Source organism: Sphingomonas sp. Leaf28, assembly GCF_001421685.1.
Lineage (GTDB): Bacteria > Pseudomonadota > Alphaproteobacteria > Sphingomonadales > Sphingomonadaceae > Sphingomonas > Sphingomonas aurantiaca.
In genome coordinates, this window is the sequence record NZ_LMKX01000001.1 from 70,074 (window position 1) to 92,048 (window position 21,975).

Sequence of the window (21,975 nt, forward strand, 5' to 3'; positions counted from 1 at the left end):
ATCGCGGCGATGATCGCTGTCCTATCGCCCGCCAAGACGCTCGATTACGAGAGCGCCCTGCCCAAGCTCACGCCGACGACTCCGCGCTTTGCCGCCGAAGCACAGACGCTGGCGCATGCCGCCGCGCACCTGACGCAGAAGAAGTTGAGCGAGCTGATGCATATCTCGCCCGCGCTGGCCAAGCTGAACGCGGACCGGTTTCGCGACTTCGACACGCTACCCGAGCGGCCGGCGATGTTCGCGTTCGCGGGCGACGTCTATACCGGGCTGGAAGCCAAGACGCTCGACGAGGCGGCGGTGGACTACGCACAGGATCATGTCCGGTTGCTCTCGGGGCTGTACGGCCTGCTACGGCCGCTCGACCTGATGCGCCCCTATCGACTGGAGATGGGCACGCGCTGGGCGCCGCGGAAGACGAAGCTCACCGACTGGTGGGGCGACCGGATCGCGAAACTGCTCGCGGACGACGTCGAGACGGAGGGATCGGGGACGATCCTGAACCTGGCTAGCCAGGAATATTGGGCGGCGGCGGACGGCAAGTTGCCCAAGTCGATCCGGGTGGTCGCGATCGATTTCCGCGAGGGCGAGGCGCAGAAGTTCGTCAGTTTCCACGCCAAGAAGGCGCGCGGGATGGTGGCGCGCTGGCTGGTCGAGCACCGGATCGACACGGTGGAGGCGATCAAGGGATTCGACAGCGATGGCTATGCCTATGACGCGGCGGGCAGCAGCGACGCGCAGTTCCGGTTCGTGCGCAAGTGAGCAACGCGGTCGTCATCGGCGCCTCGGGCGGGATCGGCAAGGCGCTGGAAGAGGCACTGATCGACGAAGGCGCGTTCGACACGGTGTTCGGGTTCGCACGCTCGGAGAGCGGCGACCGGCATCTGGATCTGGAGGACGAGGCGAGCATCGCGGCCGCCGCCGCGCGGGTGGGATCACCGACGCTGGTGGTAGTCGCGACGGGGTTGCTGCACGACGGCGACAAGGGTCCCGAGAAGGCGATGCGCGAGCTCGATCCGGTGTGGATGGCGCGCAACTTCGCGATCAACGCGATCGGGCCGGCGCTGGTGGCGAAGCACTTCCTGCCGACGATGCCCAAGGCGGGGCGGATCGTGTTCGCGGTGCTGTCGGCGCGCGTGGGGAGCATCGGCGATAACAGGCTCGGCGGCTGGTATGGCTATCGCGCGTCGAAGGCGGCGCTGAACCAGCTCGTGAAGACGATCGCGATCGAGGACAAGCGCCGCAATTCGAGCGGCATCGTCGTGGGCCTGCATCCGGGGACGGTGGACACCGGGCTGTCGGCGCCGTTCCAGGGCAATGTGACGCCGGGCAACCTGTTCAAGGCGGACCGGGCGGCGGTGCAGTTGCTCGACGTCATCGACGGCCTGCGCGCACCCGACAGCGGCAAGCTGTTCGCGTGGGACGGGGTCGAGGTCACGCCATAGCCACGCGCAATCCTCCCCCGCCAGGGGGAGGTGGCTGGCACTTGCCAGACGGATGGGAAGGTAAGAGACAACCGGCGTTGCATGCCCCCCCTCCGTCGCCTGCGGCGCCACCTCCCCCTGGCGGGGAGGATCGCCACCCCTCCCCGCTCGATGACGCGGATTTCACCTGTCCGCCACCCTGCGTTCAGGTCCCCGCGCCCACTCTCGGCGCATCGTCCACCAAGGCCGAAACAGAGAGGATATCCCCGATGACGAAGTCCCTCCCCCTCGCGATCCTCGCCGGAGCCGCGCTGCTGTCCGGCACGGCCGCGATCGCCGCGACGCAGGCCAAGACCGTCCAGCCCAGGACCGTCGCGACGCATACCACGACGACCAAGACCACCACGCCGATGGGCAACACCCGCGTCGCCAAGCGCACCACGACGGTCGCCAAGGGCCGGATGGTCACCGCCAAGCTCGCGAACGGCAAGACCGTCACGTACAATTGCTCGCTCGCCGGCAACAAGACCAAGGCCGCCTGCAAATAAGCCCTGAATTCGCGATGAAACCCTTCTCCCCCGCGTGCGTACGCGTGCGCGGGGGTAGTAAGGCGCCACCCCCTCGGCTAAGGTGTGTCATCATACCGACACAAGCCGAAAGCCTTCAGATTTGACCGACGAGACCATGCTCGCCGAACCCACCGGCGGTGAGCCAGCCGGCATTGCCACCATCTCGATCGTCGACGAGATGAAGTCGAGCTATCTCGACTATGCGATGAGCGTCATCGTCGCGCGCGCGCTCCCCGACGTCCGCGACGGCTTGAAGCCCGTCCATCGCCGCATCCTATACGGTGCGCACGAAAGCGGCTTCGTCGCCGGCAAGCCGTACCGCAAGTCCGCGCGCATCGTCGGCGACGTGATGGGTAAATATCACCCGCACGGCGACAGCTCGATCTACGACGCGTTGGCCCGCATGACGCAGGACTGGTCGATGCGCGTGCCGCTGATCGACGGTCAGGGTAACTTCGGCTCGATGGATCCCGATCCGCCCGCGGCGATGCGCTATACCGAGGCGCGCCTCGGCAAGGTGGCCAACGCGCTGCTGGGCGATCTCGACAAGGATACGGTCGACTTCACGCCGAACTATGACGGCTCGGAGCGCGAGCCGTCGGTGCTGCCGGCGCGCTTCCCCAATCTGCTCGTCAACGGCGCTGGTGGCATCGCGGTCGGCATGGCGACCAACATCCCGCCGCACAATCTCGGCGAAGTGATCGCTGCGTGCCTCGCGTACATGGACAATGGCGCGATCACGACCGAGGAACTGTTTGAGATCGTCCCCGGTCCCGATTTCCCGACCGGTGCTATCATCCTCGGCCGTGCAGGTGCGAAGTCGGCCTATGAAACCGGCCGCGGCTCGATCATCGTCCGCTCGCGCCACGTCGTCGAGGAGGGCAAGGGCGATCGCCGCTCGATCGTCCTCACCGAAATCCCGTTCCAGACCGGCAAGAACGGCCTGGTCGAGAAGATCGCCGAAGCCGCCAAGGACAAGCGCATCGAAGGCGTCAGCGACATTCGCGACGAATCGAGCCGGATGGGCGTGCGCATCGTCATCGACCTGAAGCGCGACGCCACCCCCGACGTGGTGCTCAACCAGCTCTGGCGGCACACGCCTGCGCAGTCGAGCTTCCCCGCCAACATGCTCGCGATCCGCGGCGGCCGCCCCGAGCTGCTCAACCTGCGCGACATCATCGGCGCGTTCATCACGTTCCGCGAGCAGGTCATCACGCGCCGCTCGAAGTTCGAGCTCGCCAAGGCCCGCGAGCGCGCGCATCTGTTGCTCGGCCTCGTCATCGCGGTCACCAATCTCGACGAAGTCGTCCGCATCATCCGCGGGTCGTCCAGCCCCGCCGAAGCCCGCGGCAAATTGCTCGCGCGCGAATGGCCGGTCGCCGAGATCGCGCCGTACATCGCGCTCGTCGAGGCGGTCGAGGACAAGCAGCAGGAGGGCATCTACAAGCTGTCCGAGCCACAGGTCCGCGCGATCCTCGATCTGCGTCTCCACCGCCTCACCGCGCTCGGCCGCGACGAGATCGGCGACGAGCTGAAGGTGCTGGCGGCGTCGATCGCCGAGCTGCTCCACATCCTCGGTGACCGCGCCAAGCTGTACGAAGTCATGCGCGGCGAGCTGATCGCGATCCGCGACGAATTCGCCACGCCGCGCCGCTCCGAGATCGCCGCCGCCGCCAACGGCATCGACGACGAGGACCTGATCGAGCGCGAGGACATGGTCGTCACCGTGACCATGCAGGGCTATATCAAGCGCACCAGCCTCGACACGTTCCGCGCACAGGCACGCGGCGGCAAGGGCCGCGCGGGCATGTCGACGAAGGACGAGGATGTCGTCACCGAGCTGTTCGTCACCTCGACGCACACGCCGGTGCTGTTCTTCTCGAACCTCGGCAAGGTCTATCGCTACAAGGTCTGGCGCCTGCCCGAGGGTGGCCCCGCCACGCGCGGCCGGCCGATGATCAACCTGCTTCCGTTGGCGCCGGGCGAGACGATCTCGACCGTGCTCCCGCTGCCGGAGGATCTCAGCGAGTGGAGCCGCCTCCACGTGATGTTCGCGACGCAGCGCGGGCTCGTGCGCCGCAACGCGATGGATGCGTTCACCAACGTGCCGTCGAACGGCAAGATCGCGATGCGCTTCGAAGAGGGCTCCGAGGACAAGCTGATCGGCGTCGCGCTGCTCACCGAGCATGACGACGTGCTGCTCGCGACGCGGCTCGGCAAGGCGATCCGCTTTGCCGGCGACGACGTCCGCGAGTTCCAGAGCCGCACCTCGACCGGCGTGCGCGGCGTGACGCTGAAGGGCGACGACGAGGTCATCTCGCTGTCGGTCCTCCACCGTGTCGGCGCGACCCCCGAGGAACGCGAGACGTACCTGAAGTTCGCGCCGTGGAAGGGCGAGCGCGAGGGCGATCACGGGATGGGCGACGAACGCTACAACGATCTCAAGGACCGCGAGCAGTTCATCCTGACGGTCTGCGAGAACGGCTATGGCAAGCTGTCGAGCGCGTACGACTATCGTCGCACCGGTCGCGGTGGCCAGGGCATCACCAACATCGACAATATCGGCCGCAACGGCCCGGTCGTGGCGAGCTTCGCCGCGGCCAAGGGCCATCAGCTGATGCTGGTGACCAACCAGGCCAAGCTGATCCGCACGACCCTCGCGTCGCTGCGCGTCATCAGCCGCAATTCGGCGGGCGTGAAGCTGTTCGACGTGGCCAAGGGCGAGCATGTCGTCTCGGCCGCGCGGATCGAGGAAACCGAGGAGGACGCCGCGGTGAACCTCGCCGACGCGACGCCGGAACTGGCACCCGACACCGGTGCCACGATCGGCGAAGATACTGCGGCCGGCGATCCGACCGAGGGCCAGGGGGACGCAGAATGACCCGCGATCCGATCGCCTACAAGGTGCTGACGGGCGAGCAGCTGGCGACGCTGGAGAGCGGCAGCTTCGCCGGCGCGCCGGTGGATATCGCCGATGGCTATATCCACCTCTCGACCGCGGAGCAGCTGACCGAGACGGTCGACAAGCACTTCGCCGGCCAGTCAGACTTGCACGTCGCCGCCATCGATCTCGAAGCGATCGGTGACGACGTGACATGGGAAGAATCGCGCGGCGGCCAGCTGTTTCCGCACATCTATGGCGGCCCGCTGCTGCTCGAGACCGTACTCTCCTACGGCCCGCTCGAGCGCGACGACACGGGCAGGGTCAAACTCCCCGTCGCCGGGTAAGCCCAGCCAAAGCCATGTTTCCCCGCGAAGGCGGGGATCCAGTCTGGGCTCCCGCCTTCGCGGGAGAACAAGGACGCGAGAGCCGGTGTTCGATCGTGGCGTAGCGCTGCGGATTACCGGCGCCACATGAGTGTAACCGGCGGTTTACTCGGCCGCGGCACACTCCGCAGTGTTCGCCATCCTCCACAAACCATCACCCCTGCGAAGGCCAGGACCCAGTTGGCAAGGCCGATGGTGTTCGGACGCCTCGCGCCGTTACCCCCGTGCCGTCACCATCGCCGCCCAACTGGACCCCGGCCCTCGGCGGGGTGGTGGGTTACCGACGCTCGAAGGTGTCACCCCCTCACCCCGCCGCAAACGCGGCGCGGATGAAACGGGCGCACGCCTCCGGTGCGGTGATCGGGATCATGTGGCCGCCCTCGATCGTGTCGATCTTCGCGCCCGGGATTGCCGCGGCAGTCCGGTGACCGTTATAGGCCGGATCGAGGATCGCATCCTGTCGACCGAACAGGATCCGAGTCGGCACGCCGATCTCGCCATAGCGTTCGGCCATCGGCGTCAGATCGTCGTTGACGCCACCCAGATCCGCGGCCGCCGCCGCGATCGCGATCGGCCGCTGCGACAGCGCACCACCGCCACGAACCGCGAAATCTTCCGGCACCGCCTCGGGTTCGAAAATGCCCTCTAGCGTCTTGGCCGACGTCAACCGGCTGAGCGGCGTGCCGAGGACCTGCGCGAACCCGAGCCGCGCGCGCGCGGGCACGCGGGCGAGGCCGCGGAAGCTTTCGGGGACGCTCTCCTGCGGCCGGGTCAGCGGCGCGATCAGCGCGAGCGCGCGGATCAGGTGCGGATGGTCGAGCCCTACCGCCAACCCGATCGCGCCGCCGAGCGAATGCCCCACCAGCAAGGGACGATCGAGCCCGAGCTTCTGGATGAAATCGGAGATGATCGCGCCCTGCCCAACGATCCCGGGCATGGCGCCCGTTGCAGTCGAATAACCCGATCCCGGCCGATCGACGACGATCACGCGGTAATCGTCCTTCAGCAGGTCGACGAGCGCATAGCTGAAGTTGCGCAACTGCCCGCCAAGACCATGCACCATGACGATCGTCGGGCCGCTGCCGACGTCGATATAATGCAGCCGTGCGCCAGCGACGTCGAGGAACCGGCCATCCGCGGGCACCAGTTCCTCCGCCCGGCGCGCGATCCGGTTCGAATACAGCGATAGCGCGAGTCCCGACACAGCCGTGAACAGCGCACCACCGATCAACCCCTTGCTCGTCCGCCTCATCACCGTCTCCTTCATCATCTCTGTGCGCCGAACGCGCGGCCTTGTCCAAAGTCGCAGCGCATCTACCGCGGAACCCGTCCCCGCGTCGAACGTCCGACCTGCGAAGGAGATGCGCCGGTGGATCCACAGGCCCGAACGATACTCGAGACGATCGCGAAGCTTGCGCCGGACGCAAGCGACGCTGCGGAAACCGACGACGCTGCGTGGCTGGCCGATTTCCGCTACCAGACCACGCTGCTAAAGGCGTTTTCCGGCGATCCGGAGCCGGTGCACGCGATCACGCACCTGCTGGTACCGTCCGAGACCGGGAGGCTGGTGATTCGCCTGTATCGGCCCAAGCCCGGTCCGCTGCCGCTGCTACTCCACATCCATGGCGGCGGCGCGATCGCGGGATCGATCGACGGGCACGACCCGGCGTTGCGGGCGCTGGCCAACCGCACCGGCTGGCTGGTCGCTGCGCCCGCCTATAGACTTGCCCCCGAACACCCCTTCCCTGCGCAGCTCGACGATGGCTGGACCGCACTGACGGCGCTGAGCGCCCGCGCGAAGGTGCTGGCGATCGATCCGTCACGGATCGTCGTATCGGGCGACAGCATCGGCGGCACGCTGGCGACCGCCCTGGCAGCGCGCGCCGTTGCCGAGAACGGTCCGGCGCTGCACGGCCAGATCCTGCTCTATCCGAATACCGACCTGCGGCGCGGGGCCGACTATCCGTCACGGGAAAGCGAAGACGGCAACATCATCGATTCGGAGTCGCTCGAGCGGCAGATCGACCTGTATCTCGCCTCGGACGCCGACCGCGCCGATCCGCGCGTATCCCCGATCCTCGCCGACGACCTGGCCACGCTGCCCCCGACGATGCTCGTGACGTGCGAGAATGATCCCTTGCGTGACGAAGGCGAGGCGTATGGCCAGCGATTGCGCGAGGCGGGCGTTGCGGTCGATCATCGCCGAATCGACGGGATGATCCATGCTGTCCTGCAGATGGGCGGGCACACCGACGCGACGTCACGGCTGCTCGATCGCATCGCCGCGTGGCTAGAAAAGCGGTGAGGAGAATGGTGCACCCAGAGCGATTCGAACGCCCGACCCTCAGATTCGTAGTCTGATGCTCTATCCAGCTGAGCTATGGGTGCATCGCCTTGCCATCATGGCTCGGCCGCGCCGCTGTAAAGCGGAAAATCCTGGTGCACCCAGAGCGATTCGAACGCCCGACCCTCAGATTCGTAGTCTGATGCTCTATCCAGCTGAGCTATGGGTGCACTGGAGGGGCGCTGATAGCAGGCATTTTCGGGGGCGCAAGGGTCTCCTGCGAGAAAGTTGTGTGCAAAGCGTTGGCGGCATAGAGCGGCAGGCATGAAACACGCTCCCACGCCTCGCCTTGCGTCGTTCGCCGCCGTCCTCGTCGCCCTCGCCACGGCGGCGTGCAGCGCGGATACGAACAGCTATCCCTCGCTTGGTCTGCGGCCGGTCGAGAAGCTGGGATTCGCCGAGCCCGAGGTGAAGACGGCGGTGGCGGCGCCCGATCCGGCGCTCGATAAGGACATCGCCGCGATCACCGGCAAGCTCGCCGCGATCTCCACGGGTTTCGCGCGCGAGGCCGGCAAGGCGGAGGCGCTGGCGCGATCGGCGCGCGGCGCGGCGGTCGGCAGCGACGCGTGGATCGCGGCGCAGAGCGCGCTGGCGGGCCTCGACGACTGGCGCGCGCAGAGCTCGTCACTGCTAACCGACATAGAGGCGCGCGCGACCGACCGGGCGGCCAAGCTGCAGCCCGACTATCCCGCGCTGGGGGCTATCCGGGCTAAGGCGCAGGCCGAGACCGATCGCCAGACCGCGACGATCGCACGGATCCAGGCGAGCATGCCCTCAGCCTGAGCACGCCTTAGCCCCTCCCCCGCCACGGGGAGAAGAAGGCTCAGAACCCGTTCAACAGCGGCAGGATCGTCGAGTAATCGTCGGTCCACCCCGTGAACCTCTTGCGCGGCCGTAGCGGCCTCCAGTCGAGATCGGTCGCGCGCAGCGCTGCGATCGCGCGCGGCTCACGCGACAGCGCCACCCAGTCGGATGCGGAAGCGCGGTCGACCAGCAGGCTGGGTGGGCGATATTTCATCTCGACCGCGATCCAGCCCCCCTCCCGCGCGGCCGCCGCGATCACCGGTTCGAGATCAATGAACCGGTTCGAGATGTGCACCAGCAGCAAGCCATCGCGTGCCAACACCCGGCCATAGGTCGCGAACGCCTCGCGCGTCATCAGGTGCATCGGCACCGAATCGGACGAGAACGCATCGAGCGCGAGCAGATCGAGGCTGTCGGCCGCATCATGCGCCAGCGCGATCCGCGCATCGCCCAGCCGGATCTCCGGATTGGGCTGGCAGCGCGACAGATAGGTGAACTGGCCGGTATCGCGCGCGATGCGGACGATCGCCGGGTCGATCTCGTAGAACCGCCAGCGCTGGCCGGGTCGGGCATAACAGGACAGCGTCCCGGTCCCCAACCCGACGACGCCGATCCGGGCGCCGGGGCCGTACAGCGCGGGCGCCGCAAGCATCGCCTGTCCCACGCCCGAACCGACCGCGTAATAGGTCGTCGGCGTCCGCTCGCGCGCGGGCGATCCGCGCAGCTGGATGCCGTGGACGGTCGTGCCGTGATCGAGTTCACGCGTACCGCCATTGGGGCCCGGCTCGTCTCGCACCGTATAGACGCCGAAATAACTGCGGACGCGCGCGCCGGACTCGATCGAGAGTTCGAGGCTGCGATACCCGCCGAACAGGATCAGCGCGCCGGCGAGCACGATCATGTACGGCACGCGGGCGCCGATCGCCGCCAGGCCCAGCGTCGCGATGACCAGGAAGTCGACACCCTGCCGGCTCTCACCGAACGCACGGGACGGGTCGGTGATGCGCAGCCCGGCAACAACTGCCATCACGATGATGATCGCCGCGAGCGAGATCCACTTGGTCGGCCCCTCCGCCGTCCAGAGGCGCCGGACCTGCCCGAACAGATAGAGTTGCGGCACCAGCGCGCCCGCGGCGAGGATCAGCAGCGGATATTCATAGGTCCAGTCGAACACCACCGGCGCGACCAGCGCGGCGAACACGCCCCCAAGCGCCCCGCCCGCCGACATCGCCAGGTAGAAGCCGGTCAGCCGGTCGGGTGCTGGGCGTTTTCGGTACAGCGCGGTGTGCAGCGCGACCGAGATCATGAACAGCAGCAGCAACGCGATCCCCGCGCTGAAGAACGGCCGCTCGTTCACGCCGCCCATGATGATCCCGCCGAACAACAGGATCGTGATGGGCGCGATCCGCGTGAGCAGGTCGGCGAGCCAGCGATCGTTCGCGAACGCGACGCTGAAGCTCAGCAGATACAGCCCAAGCGGGATCACCCACAGCAGCGGCATCGCGACGATATCGGTGGTGATATAGGTCGAGGTCGCCAGCATCATCCCCGACGGCACCAGCGCCAGCGCGATCCAGTGCGCGATCCGCCGGGCGCCAGGCGGCGCGCTGGTCGCGGCGATATGGTCGACTGCCGCGGTCTTCGGCAACCGCGTGGCGCAGGCGAGCACCAGCACGATCAGCAGGACATAGCCGCCACTCCATAACAGGCTCTGGCCGCGGACCGCCATCAGCGGCTCGACCAGCAGCGGGTAGGCGATCAGCCCGGCGAAACTGCCGAGGTTCGAGGCGGCATACAGCGCGTACGGATCGCCGCCCCCGCTCGCATCGCTGAACCAGCGCTGGATCAGCGGCGCCTGTGCGGAGACAGCAAAGAACAGCGGCCCGATCGACAGCCCGAGCAGCCACGGCACCCAGAGCGCCGGCTGCGCCTCCGCCGACGGCGCCATTGCGACCAGCCCGATCGGCAGCCACAAGGCAGCGACGATCAGCACGCCAAGATGGATCGCCGCCTGCGCCCGCGGCCGCACCCGGCCGAGCCAATGCGCATAGGCATAGCCCGCGAGCAGCAGCGCCTGGTACACCAGCATCGCTGAGTTCCATACCGCCGGCGCGCCGCCCAGCCGCGGCAGCGCCATCCGCGCGACCATCGGCTGGACGAGGAACAGCAGGAACGATCCCGTCAGGATCGTCGCGACGAACATCGTCCGGCACCAGCGTGCCATCAACGGACGATGCGCGCCCAAGGAGTTATCGGACATAGGCGGGACGGTCGATCCGGTAGAGGATGTGGCGGCGAAGCGGGTCGGCTTCGGCGAGCTTGGGGTGATCGAAACCGCCGTCGACCACGCGGGTCATGCCGAGCCGCTCCATCAGCGTCCGGCTCGACCGGTTGGCGGGCACGGTAATCGCCCAGATCGTCGGCAGGTCGAGCCGGGCCCAGCCCCAGGCCAGCGCGGCCTTGGCGGCTTCTTGCGCGTAACCCTGCCCCCACGCATCGCGGACCAGGCTCCAGCCGATCTCGGGCTTGTCTTCGATCGGCGTACCGGCCGGGCCGGGCTTGATCCCGCACCAGCCGATGAACGCGCCGGTATCGCGCCGTTCAAGCGCCCAGAAGCATGCGCCATAATCGGCAAGAATAGCGGTCTGACGTGCCACCACCGCCGCCGAATCGGCCAGCGAGGGCGGCGGCCCGAGATACGCCATCACCGCCGGATCGGCGCACATCGCGTGATGCGCAGCGGCATCGTCATCGCGCCAGCCGCGCAAGGTCAGCCGCTCGGTCTCGATCATCCGCCGAGCAGTTTCGCCGCATGCGCCGCGTGATAGGTCAGCACGCCCGAACAGCCCGCGCGCTTGAACGACATCAACGTTTCGAGAACCATGACGTCGCGCTCCGCGGCCCCAGCAGCAACCGCTGCCTCGATCATCGCATATTCGCCCGACACCTGGTAGGCGAACACCGGCACCTCGAACGCCTGGCGAACACGGACGATGATGTCGAGATACGGCAGGCCCGGCTTGACCATCACCGTGTCGGCGCCTTCCGCCAGGTCCATCGCGACCTCGCGAAGCGCTTCCTCGGCGTTGGCGTTGTCCATCTGGTAGGTCTTCTTGTCGCCCTTCAGCAGCCCGCGGCTGCCGACCGCATCGCGGAACGGGCCATAGAACGCGCTCGCATATTTGGCGGCGTAGGACATGATCTGGACGTTGTGATGCGAGTCCGCCTCGAGCGCGCTGCGGATCATGCCGATGCGCCCGTCCATCATGTCCGAGGGCGCGATGATGTCCGCGCCCGCGTTCGCCTGGTTGAGCGCCTGCGCGACGAGCATCTCGGCGGTCGTGTCGTTGACGACATAGCCCGCCGCGTCGACCAGCCCGTCATGGCCGTGGCTGGTATAGGGATCGAGCGCGACGTCGGTCAGCACGCCGACCTCGGGTACCGCGTCCTTGAGCGCGCGGATCGCCTGACACATCAGATTGTCGGGGTTGAGCGCCTCGCGCCCGTCGTCGGTGCGGCGTTCGGGTTGCGTGTAGGGAAACAGCGCGATGCACGGGATGCCGAGGTCGCGCGCCTCGCGGCCGCGCGCGACGATGCCGTCGACCGACCAGCGCGAGACGCCCGGCAGGCTGGCGATCGGTTGCTCGACGCCCTCTCCTTCCGCCACGAACAGCGGCCAGATCAGGTCGGCGGGAGTCAGCACGGTCTCGGCATGGAGGCGGCGGCTCCAGGCGGAGGCGCGGGTGCGACGGAGGCGAAGCGCGGGATAGCTTGCGGTCATGCTTGGGGCTTTGCGGGATGACCGCGGACGGATCAAGCGTTACCCCACACGCGTTACGCGTGCGGAACCGCCTGTCGTGCGTTTGGGAGCCCTATGTCGAACGATACGATCAACTCTGCCGCGCTCGTCGTCAACGCCAAGTCGCGCAAGGGACAAAAGCTGTTCAAGCGCGCCTGCGCGGCGATGTCCGGGCTTCCCTACGAAGTCGACGCGCACGCGGTCGAGGACCCGAAGGACCTCGAGGCGACCGTGCTGCGCGCGCTTGCCAAGAAGCCCGATTTGCTGATCCTGGGTGGCGGGGACGGCACGGTCAGCGGACTGGTCGACCTGATGGTCGGGCATGACGTGATCCTGGGCGTGCTGCCGCTGGGCACCGCAAACAGCTTCGCGCGCACGCTGGGCATTCCGCTGACGATCGAGGGTGCGGTCGGGGTGATCCGCACCGGCAAACCGCGGCGGATCGACCTGGGGATGATCGACGGCGATTATTTCGCGAACTGCGCGGCGATGGGCATCAGCCCGAAGATCGCCGAGACGGTGCCGCACGGGTTGAAGAAGATACTCGGCAAGGTCGGCTATCTTAGCTGGGCGGCGTATCAATATCTCCGCTTCCGCCCGTTCACGCTGATCGTCGGCGAAGGCCCGACCGCGGTAAAGATCCGGGTCGTCGAGGTGCGGATCTCGAACGGGCCCTATCATGGCGGCACCGAACTGGTCGACGCGGCCGCGGTCGATTCGGGCGAGATCGTCGTCCAGGCGGTGATGGGCCATGTGAAGCGCCGGCTGGTGCAGAACTGGGTCTCCAGCGTCTTCCGGCTGCAGTCGCGTCACGAGAAGGTCCGTGATTTCCGCGGCAAGAGCCTGAAGATCAACACCATCCCGCCGCTGCCGATCTCGATCGATGGCGAGGTTCTGGCACGTACACCGGTGACGGCGAAGGTGGCGGCGGGAATTATCCGGGTGATGGCGCCGGCCTAAACGCCGCGACCGGCCGCCCGCAACTGGCGGCCCCACTCCCCTCCTTGTTCTCTCGCGAAGGCGGGAGCCCAGTTTGGGTCCCCGCCTTCGCGAGGACACAAGGTTGTCCGCTCACGGTAGTTCGGTCGCACGATAGGCTAGGCGGCCGAGGTTACCCGCGGATCGGGTATATCGAGCGTAGCGCACGTCCCGACCGCGCCATTCTCGATCACGATCGTCCCGCGCAGCTGCCGCGCGAGGCTGCCGATCATCCGCATCCCCAGGCTCTGCCGCGACGCCGCCTTCAGATCGAAGTCCGCCGGCAGCCCCGCGCCCGTATCCGAGACCGTCAACACGATTCGTCCGTCCGCGCTGCGGATCGTCACCGCGATCGCGCCGCCGGCGTCGTCATAGGCATATTTGATCGCGTTGGTGACGAGCTCGGTCACGAGCAGCCCGACCGGGATCGCCGTGTCCGCGCTGATCAGGATCGCGTCGATATCGCACTCTATGCGGTGGTTAGGCGCCTGCTCGGCCAACCCCGTGGCGATCCCGCAGACCAGATCGTCGAGCGCGACGATGCCGACCTGCTCGCCACGCCAGAGCTGGTCATGCGTCTGCGCGATCGCGGTGATCCGCGCCTGCGCGTCACCAAGCAGCCGCGTGATCCGCGGATCGTCATCTTCCTGCATCTGCAGGTTGAGCATCGCGGAGACGAGAGCGAGGCTGTTCTTGACGCGGTGGCTGGCCTCGCGCGTGAGGAGCTCCTGATGCTCCATCGCATCGCTCAGCCGCTGCTCGGCCTGCTGTCGCTCGATCGCGACGCCGATCAAATTGGCAAAGCCCTGCATGAAGGCGAGATCGGCGGGCTCGAACTTGCCTTCATCGGGACTGTCGACCTCGAGCACGCCGAACCGCTTGCCCGACGTCTCGACCAGCACGTTGATCGCGCGGCGGATCTTGTGCTCGGCCATGAACGCCGGCGTGCGGAAACGGTCCTCATTCTCGAGATGGTTCGAGATTACCGGCTCGCCGGTCTCGAGCGCGAACCCCGCGGGCGAGGCGAGATCGGTGCGCATCTCGGTCGACCCGACCACGCCGGGCGCCCAGCCGATCCCCGCGCGCACCAGCAAGCTGTTCTGTTCGGGGCGATATTCCAGGAACTTGCAATATTTCGAACGCATCCCCTCGCCGCACAGCTCGGTCGCCCGCTGCAGCATTGGTTCGAGATCACGTGCCCGCAGCGCCTCGATCCCGAAATCGGCAAGGATGGACTGCTGGCGCAGGCGATATTGAAGCTCGCCTGCGCCAGGAGGGGTGTCGCCGCCGGGGGAGTGTTCGATGACCGGCATTTCCCTCAGCGCGTCAGCTTCTTGTACGCCAGACGAGTCGGGCGGTCGGCGGCATCGCCCATGCGACGACGCTTGTCCTCCTCGTACGACGCGTAATTGCCCTCGAACCACTCGACATGGCTGTCGCCCTCGAAGGCGAGGATGTGCGTCGCGAGGCGATCGAGGAAGAAGCGGTCATGGCTGATGACCACCGCGCAGCCTGCGAACGTCTCCAGCGCCTCCTCGAGCGCACGCAGCGTCTCGACGTCGAGATCGTTGGTCGGCTCGTCGAGCAGGAGGACGTTGCCACCCTCCTTGAGCATCTTGGCCATGTGGACGCGGTTGCGCTCACCGCCCGACAGCTGTCCGACCTTCTTCTGCTGGTCGGGCCCGCGGAAGTTGAACGCGCCGACATACGCCCGCGTGCCCATCTCCTGCTTGCCGAAGCGGAAGATCTCGAGCTCGTCGGAGATTTCCTGCCAGACGTTCTTGTTCGGATCGAGATCGTCGCGGCTCTGGTCGACATAGCCGAGCTTGACGGTCGAGCCGACCTCGATCGTGCCCTCATCGGGCGTTTCCTGGCCGGTGATGAGCTTGAACAGCGTCGACTTGCCCGCGCCGTTCGGGCCGATCACGCCGACGATACCGCCTGGGGGCAGCGTAAAGTCGAGACCGTCGAACAGCAGCTTGTCGCCGTACGACTTGGTCAGGCCCTTCGCCTCGATCACCTTGCCGCCGAGACGCGCGGGCAGCTGGATCAGGATCGCGGCCTTGCCGGCGACGCGGTTCTCCTGCTTCTCCATCAGCTCGTCGAACGCACGGATACGCGCCTTCGACTTGGTCTGGCGCGCCTTGGGAGTCTGACGCATCCACGCCAGCTCGTCGGCGATCGCCTTCTGCTTGCCCGCCTCTTCGCGCTCTTCTTGGCTGAGGCGCTGCGCCTTCTTCTCCAGATAGCCCGAATAGTTGCTCTCGTAGGTGTAATAGCGCCCGCGATCGAGCTCGAGCACCCAGTTGACGACGTTGTCGAGGAAGTAGCGGTCATGCGTCACGAGAATGACGTTGCCGGTATATTCCTTGAGGTAGTTTTCCAGCCACGACACGCTTTCGGCGTCGAGATGGTTGGTCGGCTCATCGAGCAGCAGGATCTGCGGCTTCTCGAGCAGCAGCTTGCACAGAGCAACACGGCGCTTCTCGCCGCCCGACAGGTTCACCACCGACGCATCGCCCGGCGGGCAGCGCAGCGCTTCCATCGCCTGTTCGAGCTGGCTGTCGAGCGCCCAGCCATCGACCGCGTCGATCTTGGCCTGCAGCTCGCCCATCTCCTCCATCAGCGCGTCGAAGTCGGTGTCGTCCTGCGGATCGCCCATCTCGGCCGAGATCGCGTTGAACCGGTCGACCAGATCCGCGACCGGGCGCACGCCGTCCTTGACGTTGCCCATCACGTCCTTGGTCGGATCGAGCTGCGGCTCCTGCGCGAGATAGCCGACGTTGACGCCTTCGGCCGCCCAGGCCTCGCCAGTGAAATCGGGATCCATGCCGGCCATGATCTTCATCAAGGTCGACTTGCCCGAGCCGTTCGGGCCGATGATCGCGATCTTGGCCGACGGGATGAACTGCAGATGGATGTTGTTGAGAACGGGCTTGTTGGCACCGGGGAAGGTCTTCGACAGACCCTTCATGACGTAGGTATACTGGACGGCCATGTGGGTGCCGAGCTCCATGCTTGAATGAGGGCGGGATTTGACGTGCGCAGATAGCGATGCGGCGAGCCGTTGGCAAACGGGGAGCGGCACCATAGGCTGCCCCGATGATGAAACGCACCCTGCTCGCGGTATTGGCCGCGTCCGCCCTCACCTCTCCTCTAGCGGCGCAACGTGCCGCCGCGCCTGCGACCGCAGCCGACGCGAAGGTCGCCGCGCTGCGCGACAAGGCGCTGACCGACGACACGGCGTACAAGATCGTCGAGGGGATCACGACCGAGGTCGGCCCGCGGATGACCGGCACCGAGGCAGCACCGCGGGCGCGCGCCTGGTCGGTCGCCAAGCTGAAGGCACTCGGGTTCAAGAATGTCCGGGTCGAGACATACCAGTTGCCCGTCTGGTCGCGCGGAACGGAGAGTGGTGACCTCGTCGCACCCTATGCGCAGAAACTGCATCTGGTCGGCCTCGGCAATTCGGGCGCGACACCGGCGGGCGGGCTGACGCTGCCGATCGTGTATTTCGCAACATATAATGATTTGGCGCTCGCCGCCGACGGCAGCCTGAAGGGCAAGATCGCCTTCGTCTCGAACGCGATGCAGCCGACCCAGGACGGGTCGAGCTATGGATCGCAAGGCACTGCGCGCTTTGTCGGGCCGAACGTCGCCGCCAGAAAGGGTGCGGCGGCGATCGTGATCCGGTCGATCGGCACCGATCATGGTCGCGGACCGCACGCGGGCAACACCAATTTCGACGCGGGCGTAACGCCGATCCCCGCGGCGGCGCTGTCGGTGGCGGACGCCGAGCATGTCGAGCGACTGCTAAAGCTCGGAAAGCCCGTGACGATGAAGCTGGTGCTGGAAGACAAGCAGGTCGGCATGCGCGACTCCGGCAACGTCGTCGCCGAGGTTCCGGGCACCGATCCCAAGGCCGGCATCGTCCTCGTCGGCGGCCATCTCGACAGCTGGGATCTCGGCACCGGCGCGATCGACGACGCATCAGGCGTCGCGATCACCGCCGCCGCCGCCAAGATCGTGATGGACAGCGGCCAGCGTCCACGGCGGACGATCCGTGTCGTCTGGTTCGGCGATGAAGAGAGCGGCGGCTTCGGCGGGGCCGCTTATGCCAAGGCGCATGCCGGCGAGCGTCATGCCACCGCCGCCGAATCGGACTTCGGCGCCGATAGCGTCTGGCGGTTCGAGAGCAGCCTGCCCGACGCCGCCAAGCCAGTGGTCGATCGCCTCGCGGTCGCGCTCGCGCCGCTCGGGATCATCCGCGGTGCCGGTGTCCCGCACGGCGGCACCGATGTCGGCCCGACGATCGCCACAGGCGTCGCTGGGATCGACCTCAACCAGTCGGGTCTGCGCTACTTCGACTATCATCACACGCCCGAGGATACGCTCGATCGGATCGACCCCGAACAGCTTCGCCAGAACGTCGCGGCGTGGACTGCGATGATCGCGACGGTGGCCAATGCACCCGAAGAAATCGGCCCGATCGTGCTCGAACAGTGACCAGTTGCAGCAACCGAAACGTCATCGTTCTGCCGCAAAGCTTGCGGAGAGATGAATTTAGCGGATTGACCCCCCGCAGGGGTCCGCTATTTGACGTGACTTCGCGACGGCAATCGGGTCGGCCGCGAGTGAAACTATGCTTGGGAGCATTCGAATGAAGAAGATCGTTCTGATCGCTGCTGCCGCCGGCCTGATGTCCGTCGCAGCCTGCAGCAAGTCGCCAGAAGCCGCCGCCGTTGAGAACAACGCGGACATGCTGGCTGACAACATGGAAATGCAGGCTGACAACATGGACGCGATGGCGGACAACACCTCGAACGCAGTCGCTACCGACGTGCTCGAGAACGCAGCTGACAACATGAACGCTGCTGCCGACAACGTCCGTGACGCTGCCGACGAAAAGACCGACAACATGAACTAAAATTCTTTCGGGCGTTTGCGCTCGATAGGGTTTTATTGTCGGAAAAGGGCGTTCCTTCGGGAGCGCCCTTTTTTATTTGTGCCAACCACGTTGCACTCTTTTGCCAAATGCCCGCGTGCGCTAACGCAGATGCCGGTGGGGCCTGTAGCTCAACGGTTAGAGCTGGCCGCTCATAACGGCTAGGTTGCGGGTTCGATTCCTGCCGGGCCCACCAACTTCCAGAATTTGGCCCCGCAACGGCACTGTGTCTGCCCGGAAGCCCCGCAATCGGTCGAGAGATCCGATGGCACCGCGTACCCCGCTCAAATCATGTAGAAGAATCGGCGCGCGTCGATGATCCGACCGTGAGCAGGCCTGCAGCAAAACCGTCCGCCATTTCGACTGGCCGTGATTTCGTAAATATTAAAGATCTCATCTTTAACCTTTGTGAACATTCTACCCTGCAGGAACGTTTTCGACAGCAGCGGCGATGTTTGCCGTGCTTTCGGGAGAATCTGTAATGTTTATCAAATCCTTCGCCATGGCGGCCGCTGGCCTCACGCTCGTCGCTGCACCGGTCATCGCCAGTGCCGCGCCGGTCAGCCCTGCTGCCAGCCTGTCGGTCAGCAAGGCCGTCCGCACGAGTTCGCCGACCGCGAACAAGAGCAAGATCGGTGGCGATGGTGGCATCATCATCATCGCACTTGCCGCGGTTGCGGTTGGCGGTGGTCTGTATCTCGCCATCGATGGCGACAGCGACAATTCGGACAGCAACTAATCTACCGGGCCGGTGTGCAAGCACCGGCCCACATCCTCAGACCATCGATCAGGCGACGATGCCGCCAGCCTTCAGTGCGGCGATCGAGTCCGTCGCGTAGCCGATCCCCGCCAGTACATCCTCCATGTCCGAATTCTCGCCCGCCATTCGCGGCGTGGTGGTTGGAGTTCGGGAATAGCGTGGCGCAGGCGCCGGCTGGACCACCCCACCCGCCTCGACAAACGTTCCCCGCGCGACATTGTGCGGATGCTTCGGCGCATCGCGCATCGACAGCACCGGCGCAAAACACGCGTCGCCATGTTCGAGGATCGTGCACCATTCGTCGCGGGTCTTGGTGGCGAACATAGCCGCCATCTTCTCCTTCAGCGCCGGCCAGCTGCGCGGGTCCATCTGCCGGTCGAACGCCGGGTCGGCGGCAAGCCCGGCCTTGTTGCGCAGCACCGCGTAGAACTGCGGCTCGATCGCGCCGATCGCCACGTATTCGCCGTCGGCGCAGGCATAGGTGTCGTAGAAATGCGCGCCGGTATCGAGCAGGTTCGCGCCGCGCTCGTCGCACCACAGGCCCTGGCCGTGGAAACTCCAGATCATGCTCATCAGCAGCGCCGCGCCATCGGTCATCGCGCAGTCGATCACCTGCCCCTGCCCGGTCGTCCGCGCATGCAGCAACGCGCTGACCATTCCGAACGCCAGCATCATCCCGCCGCCGCCGAAATCGCCGACCATGTTGATCGGCGGCGTAGGCTTCTCGCCCGCGCGCCCGAACGCATGCAGCGCGCCCGCCAGCGCGATATAGTTGATGTCGTGCCCCGCCGCCTGCGCATAGGGGCCGTCCTGCCCCCAGCCCGTCATCCGCCCGTAGACCAGCCGCGGGGTGGTCCCCAGCAGCACGTCGGGCCCTAGCCCCAGCCGTTCGGCGACACCCGGCCGAAATCCCTCGACGAACCCATCCGCCGACGCGACCAGATCGCGAACGACGCGGATCCCGTCGGCGGACTTGAGATCGACCGCGATGACCTTGCGCGATCGCAGCAGGATGTCCTTGGTGGGATCACCGCCCGGCCCGCCCTTTTTCGCGCCCGGTCGTTCGATCCGGATCACCTCCGCACCGTGATCGGCAAGCATCATGCATGCGAACGGCGCCGGCCCGATCCCGGCAAGCTCGACGATCCGGATCCCGGCGAGCGGCCCGCTCAACGCCGCAGCCCGATACCGCCGTGGTGATCGCGACGAAGATTCACAGCCGCCATGACGCCTCTCCGATGGCCTTTTATCGGCGCAGCGTCCCAGCATGCGCAGATCGGGTCAAGCGACCGGCAGTTACCCGATCGGCAGGTCGAACAGCAATTCGCGGACGTAGCGGACCGGCGGCGATCCATGCGCGAGCAGCGCGTCGTTGTAGCGCTTGAGATCGAACGCCGCGCCCTGCCGCTTCTTCGCCTCGTCGCGCAGCGCCATATGCTCGGAATAGCCGGTGAAGTAGCTCAGCAGCTGCGTCGAGCCGAGCGATGCGCGGACCCATTTGCCCGCCGCCTCGCGCTCCTGCTGGAACGCGGTGTGCGTCATCAGCTGCATCGCCTGGTCGCGGGTCATGCCTTCGGTGTGGATGCCGATGTCGAGCAGCGAGTTCGAGATCGACCGCAGCCGCATCTTGAGCACAGTCAACTTGAACAGCGGATCGCCGTTCAGATAGCCCTGGTCCGCCATCATGCCCTCGGCATACACCGCCCAGCCCTCGACGAACGGCCCCGAGCCGAGCACCGCGCGCAGCGTCGACTGCGACGCATTGGCGTGCGCGAGTTGGAGATAATGACCCGGCATCGCCTCGTGCACCGCGAGGTCGTGGATCATATAGTCGTTATATTCGCTGAGAAACGACGTCGCCTGCGCCTCGGTCCAGTCGTCGGGGATCGGCGAGACCGCGAAGAACGTGCCGAGATTCTTCTCGAGCGGGCCGGGTGAATCGCAATAGGCAACCGCAACGCCCTGCTGGAACTTGGGCATCGTGATGATCTTCACGGGGCCGTCCGGCATGCCGACAAGGCCCTTGTCGCGGACGAACGTGGTCGCCTGCGCCAGCGCCTTGGTCGAGGCGTCGATCATGCCGTCGCGTGGCGGACGCTTGGCGTAGGTGAGTTCGAGCGCGGCCTGGATCGCGGCCTGTTGCTGCGCGTCGTTCGGTTTGTCGGGAAGCAGCAGCGCGCCGGGCTTTGCGCCGAATATCTGCCGCGCGATCGCGTACATCTGCGCGCGCGTGTCGACGATCGCAGCCTGGGCACGGCGCTTGATCTCGGGCCGGGTCAGGTCGGATTGCAGCGCGAAAGCGAGCTTCTTGTCGTACAGCGCTGCGCCGAGGCGGAAGTCGCCCTTCGCGGCCGGCACCAGCGTCTTGTCGAGCCAGAGCTGATGCTCGGCCACCGCAGTCTTGAGCGAGGCCAGCGCCGCGTCGAACCGCTTGGCGTCGGCCGCCGACAGCGTGTCGCGATGCGGCGCGAGCATGCTCTCGGCGATGTCTACGATCCCGCTATTCTGCTTGGCGACCGTCGTTGCGTAGATCGCGGGGACACGCGCCGGCACGATGTTCGCGCGCGCCTGAGCGAGCAACGCGGGCAGCGCCGCCATCCGCGCGGTCGCGGCGTTCAGGCGCTGTGGCCAGGGGGCGAAATCGCGCGCGGCGAGCGCATAGAGCGAGCTGCCGGCGATGTCGTTATAGACCTGAGGATCCCACGCCCATCCGCCGAGCGTCTCGGCATCCCAGATGTCGTAGCGCAGCGCGTTGTCGAGCAGCGCCGCGTCGACCTGCTCCTCGCGCGGGAGCGCCTTGCGGTCGATCCGCTGGAGATCGGCGAGCATCGCCTTGGAGAACGCCGCGCGCTTGGCGCGACCCGCCGCCGACATGTCGGTGATCTGCGCGTCGAAGCGGTGATCGCCGAGCGCGGTCGCGGACGACGGATTGAGCCGCGCGAGGCCGTCGACATAGCGCTTCGACAGCGCCGCGAACGCGGTGCCCTGCGCAGGCTGCGCGGCGAGCGCGGGGGTGGACATCGACGAAGCGGGGAGCGCCAGGATCGCGGCGCCGAGGAGCAGGCGGAGTTTACGCATCATGAATTCC

Annotated in this window: 19 protein-coding genes and 3 tRNA genes; 12 read left to right on the top strand and 10 right to left on the bottom strand. The window is 66.6% G+C overall.

Features of this window, described 5'->3' with window-relative positions; genetic code table 11:
- The first annotated feature begins 9 nt into the window (after window positions 1-9).
- From yaaA to ASE79_RS00395, 5 genes are all read left to right on the top strand, one after another.
- Window positions 10-759: a peroxide stress protein YaaA gene (gene yaaA, locus ASE79_RS00375; protein WP_056410638.1), complete on the top strand. Its 750-nt coding sequence runs from the start codon at window positions 10-12 to the stop codon at window positions 757-759.
- Window positions 756-1,442 carry an SDR family NAD(P)-dependent oxidoreductase gene (locus ASE79_RS00380; RefSeq protein WP_056410641.1) on the top strand — a complete coding sequence of 229 codons (687 nt, stop codon included), beginning with the start codon at window positions 756-758 and terminating at the stop codon, window positions 1,440-1,442. The genes yaaA and ASE79_RS00380 overlap by 4 nt, the downstream gene beginning before the upstream one ends.
- Before the next feature lie 248 nt (window positions 1,443-1,690).
- Entirely contained in the window at window positions 1,691-1,969 is a 279-nt protein-coding gene (locus tag ASE79_RS00385) for a hypothetical protein (RefSeq protein ID WP_056410644.1), read from the top strand.
- A 121-nt stretch (window positions 1,970-2,090) separates the two neighbouring features.
- Window positions 2,091-4,871 (top strand): DNA gyrase subunit A, encoded by a 2,781-nt coding sequence (gene gyrA, locus ASE79_RS00390; protein WP_056410647.1) that lies wholly within the window; start codon window positions 2,091-2,093, stop codon window positions 4,869-4,871.
- Window positions 4,868-5,218: a DUF952 domain-containing protein gene (locus tag ASE79_RS00395; protein WP_056410650.1), complete on the top strand. Its 351-nt coding sequence runs from the start codon at window positions 4,868-4,870 to the stop codon at window positions 5,216-5,218. Before gyrA ends, ASE79_RS00395 begins: the two co-directional genes overlap by 4 nt.
- A 343-nt stretch (window positions 5,219-5,561) precedes the next feature.
- Here ASE79_RS00395 and ASE79_RS00400 read toward each other — a convergent pair whose 3' ends face one another.
- Window positions 5,562-6,509, bottom strand: a complete 948-nt coding sequence (locus ASE79_RS00400) for an alpha/beta fold hydrolase (RefSeq protein ID WP_156359464.1) — start codon at window positions 6,507-6,509, stop codon at window positions 5,562-5,564.
- A 117-nt stretch (window positions 6,510-6,626) separates the two neighbouring features.
- Between ASE79_RS00400 and ASE79_RS00405 the strand changes: the two genes are divergently transcribed.
- Complete coding sequence (locus tag ASE79_RS00405; protein ID WP_056410653.1) at window positions 6,627-7,562, top strand: alpha/beta hydrolase; 936 nt, start codon at window positions 6,627-6,629, stop codon at window positions 7,560-7,562.
- A gap of 6 nt (window positions 7,563-7,568) precedes the next feature.
- Here the strand turns inward: ASE79_RS00405 and ASE79_RS00410 are convergent.
- Window positions 7,569-7,645 (bottom strand) — tRNA-Arg (locus tag ASE79_RS00410).
- Window positions 7,646-7,694: 49 nt separating this feature from the next.
- A tRNA-Arg gene (locus tag ASE79_RS00415) sits at window positions 7,695-7,771 on the bottom strand.
- 94 nt (window positions 7,772-7,865) lie between these two features.
- Between ASE79_RS00415 and ASE79_RS00420 the strand changes: the two genes are divergently transcribed.
- Window positions 7,866-8,384, top strand: a complete 519-nt coding sequence (locus tag ASE79_RS00420; protein WP_056410656.1) for a hypothetical protein — start codon at window positions 7,866-7,868, stop codon at window positions 8,382-8,384.
- A 40-nt stretch (window positions 8,385-8,424) separates the two neighbouring features.
- Here the strand turns inward: ASE79_RS00420 and ASE79_RS00425 are convergent, their stop codons facing one another.
- Genes ASE79_RS00425 through hemB form a run of 3 tightly spaced genes read right to left on the bottom strand, consistent with a single transcriptional unit; the run spans window position 8,425 to window position 12,186 of the window.
- Window positions 8,425-10,665 carry a fused MFS/spermidine synthase gene (locus ASE79_RS00425; RefSeq protein WP_056410659.1) on the bottom strand — a complete coding sequence of 747 codons (2,241 nt, stop codon included), beginning with the start codon at window positions 10,663-10,665 and terminating at the stop codon, window positions 8,425-8,427.
- Window positions 10,655-11,197 (bottom strand): GNAT family N-acetyltransferase, encoded by a 543-nt coding sequence (locus ASE79_RS00430; protein ID WP_056410663.1) that lies wholly within the window; start codon window positions 11,195-11,197, stop codon window positions 10,655-10,657. The genes ASE79_RS00425 and ASE79_RS00430 overlap by 11 nt, the downstream gene beginning before the upstream one ends.
- On the bottom strand, window positions 11,194-12,186 hold the full coding sequence (hemB, locus tag ASE79_RS00435; protein ID WP_056410665.1) for a porphobilinogen synthase: 993 nt from the start codon (window positions 12,184-12,186) through the stop codon (window positions 11,194-11,196). Before hemB ends, ASE79_RS00430 begins: the two co-directional genes overlap by 4 nt.
- Before the next feature lie 93 nt (window positions 12,187-12,279).
- On the opposite strand from hemB, the gene ASE79_RS00440 reads away from it, so the two are divergent.
- Window positions 12,280-13,164, top strand: a complete 885-nt coding sequence (locus ASE79_RS00440) for a diacylglycerol/lipid kinase family protein (protein WP_056410669.1) — start codon at window positions 12,280-12,282, stop codon at window positions 13,162-13,164.
- Between the two features lie 137 nt (window positions 13,165-13,301).
- Here the strand turns inward: ASE79_RS00440 and ASE79_RS00445 are convergent, their stop codons facing one another.
- Complete coding sequence (locus ASE79_RS00445; protein WP_082444977.1) at window positions 13,302-14,495, bottom strand: sensor histidine kinase; 1,194 nt, start codon at window positions 14,493-14,495, stop codon at window positions 13,302-13,304.
- 5 nt (window positions 14,496-14,500) lie between these two features.
- Window positions 14,501-16,180, bottom strand: coding sequence for an energy-dependent translational throttle protein EttA (gene ettA / locus ASE79_RS00450; RefSeq protein WP_055880597.1), 1,680 nt, complete (start codon window positions 16,178-16,180; stop codon window positions 14,501-14,503).
- 104 nt (window positions 16,181-16,284) lie between these two features.
- On the opposite strand from ettA, the gene ASE79_RS00455 reads away from it, so the two are divergent.
- From ASE79_RS00455 to ASE79_RS00470, 4 genes are all read left to right on the top strand, one after another.
- On the top strand, window positions 16,285-17,688 hold the full coding sequence (locus tag ASE79_RS00455; RefSeq protein ID WP_056410671.1) for a M20/M25/M40 family metallo-hydrolase: 1,404 nt from the start codon (window positions 16,285-16,287) through the stop codon (window positions 17,686-17,688).
- Between the two features lie 154 nt (window positions 17,689-17,842).
- Entirely contained in the window at window positions 17,843-18,109 is a 267-nt protein-coding gene (locus tag ASE79_RS00460) for a hypothetical protein (protein ID WP_031393308.1), read from the top strand.
- Between the two features lie 138 nt (window positions 18,110-18,247).
- Window positions 18,248-18,323 (top strand) — tRNA-Ile (locus tag ASE79_RS00465).
- Between the two features lie 285 nt (window positions 18,324-18,608).
- Window positions 18,609-18,866 (top strand): hypothetical protein, encoded by a 258-nt coding sequence (locus ASE79_RS00470; protein ID WP_056410673.1) that lies wholly within the window; start codon window positions 18,609-18,611, stop codon window positions 18,864-18,866.
- Window positions 18,867-18,914: 48 nt separating this feature from the next.
- Here the strand turns inward: ASE79_RS00470 and ASE79_RS00475 are convergent, their stop codons facing one another.
- Together ASE79_RS00475 and ASE79_RS00480 are read right to left on the bottom strand one after the other, a co-directional pair.
- Window positions 18,915-20,060: a CaiB/BaiF CoA transferase family protein gene (locus tag ASE79_RS00475; protein ID WP_056410676.1), complete on the bottom strand. Its 1,146-nt coding sequence runs from the start codon at window positions 20,058-20,060 to the stop codon at window positions 18,915-18,917.
- Window positions 20,061-20,183: 123 nt separating this feature from the next.
- Window positions 20,184-21,965 carry a DUF885 domain-containing protein gene (locus ASE79_RS00480; protein WP_056413086.1) on the bottom strand — a complete coding sequence of 594 codons (1,782 nt, stop codon included), beginning with the start codon at window positions 21,963-21,965 and terminating at the stop codon, window positions 20,184-20,186.
- Between the last annotated feature and the right edge of the window lie 10 nt (window positions 21,966-21,975).

Coding starts and splice junctions, on each gene's coding strand:
- ASE79_RS00460 (WP_031393308.1), top strand. CDS start 17,843: ATGAAGAAGATCGTTCTGATCGCTGCTGCCGCCGGCCTGATGTCCGTC.
- ASE79_RS00400 (WP_156359464.1), bottom strand. CDS start 6,509: ATGAGGCGGACGAGCAAGGGGTTGATCGGTGGTGCGCTGTTCACGGCT.
- hemB (WP_056410665.1), bottom strand. CDS start 12,186: ATGACCGCAAGCTATCCCGCGCTTCGCCTCCGTCGCACCCGCGCCTCC.
- ettA (WP_055880597.1), bottom strand. CDS start 16,180: ATGGCCGTCCAGTATACCTACGTCATGAAGGGTCTGTCGAAGACCTTC.
- ASE79_RS00480 (WP_056413086.1), bottom strand. CDS start 21,965: ATGCGTAAACTCCGCCTGCTCCTCGGCGCCGCGATCCTGGCGCTCCCC.
- ASE79_RS00395 (WP_056410650.1), top strand. CDS start 4,868: ATGACCCGCGATCCGATCGCCTACAAGGTGCTGACGGGCGAGCAGCTG.
- ASE79_RS00420 (WP_056410656.1), top strand. CDS start 7,866: ATGAAACACGCTCCCACGCCTCGCCTTGCGTCGTTCGCCGCCGTCCTC.
- ASE79_RS00425 (WP_056410659.1), bottom strand. CDS start 10,665: ATGTCCGATAACTCCTTGGGCGCGCATCGTCCGTTGATGGCACGCTGG.
- ASE79_RS00430 (WP_056410663.1), bottom strand. CDS start 11,197: ATGATCGAGACCGAGCGGCTGACCTTGCGCGGCTGGCGCGATGACGAT.
- ASE79_RS00470 (WP_056410673.1), top strand. CDS start 18,609: ATGTTTATCAAATCCTTCGCCATGGCGGCCGCTGGCCTCACGCTCGTC.
- ASE79_RS00440 (WP_056410669.1), top strand. CDS start 12,280: ATGTCGAACGATACGATCAACTCTGCCGCGCTCGTCGTCAACGCCAAG.
- ASE79_RS00385 (WP_056410644.1), top strand. CDS start 1,691: ATGACGAAGTCCCTCCCCCTCGCGATCCTCGCCGGAGCCGCGCTGCTG.
- ASE79_RS00445 (WP_082444977.1), bottom strand. CDS start 14,495: ATGCCGGTCATCGAACACTCCCCCGGCGGCGACACCCCTCCTGGCGCA.
- ASE79_RS00455 (WP_056410671.1), top strand. CDS start 16,285: ATGATGAAACGCACCCTGCTCGCGGTATTGGCCGCGTCCGCCCTCACC.
- yaaA (WP_056410638.1), top strand. CDS start 10: ATGATCGCTGTCCTATCGCCCGCCAAGACGCTCGATTACGAGAGCGCC.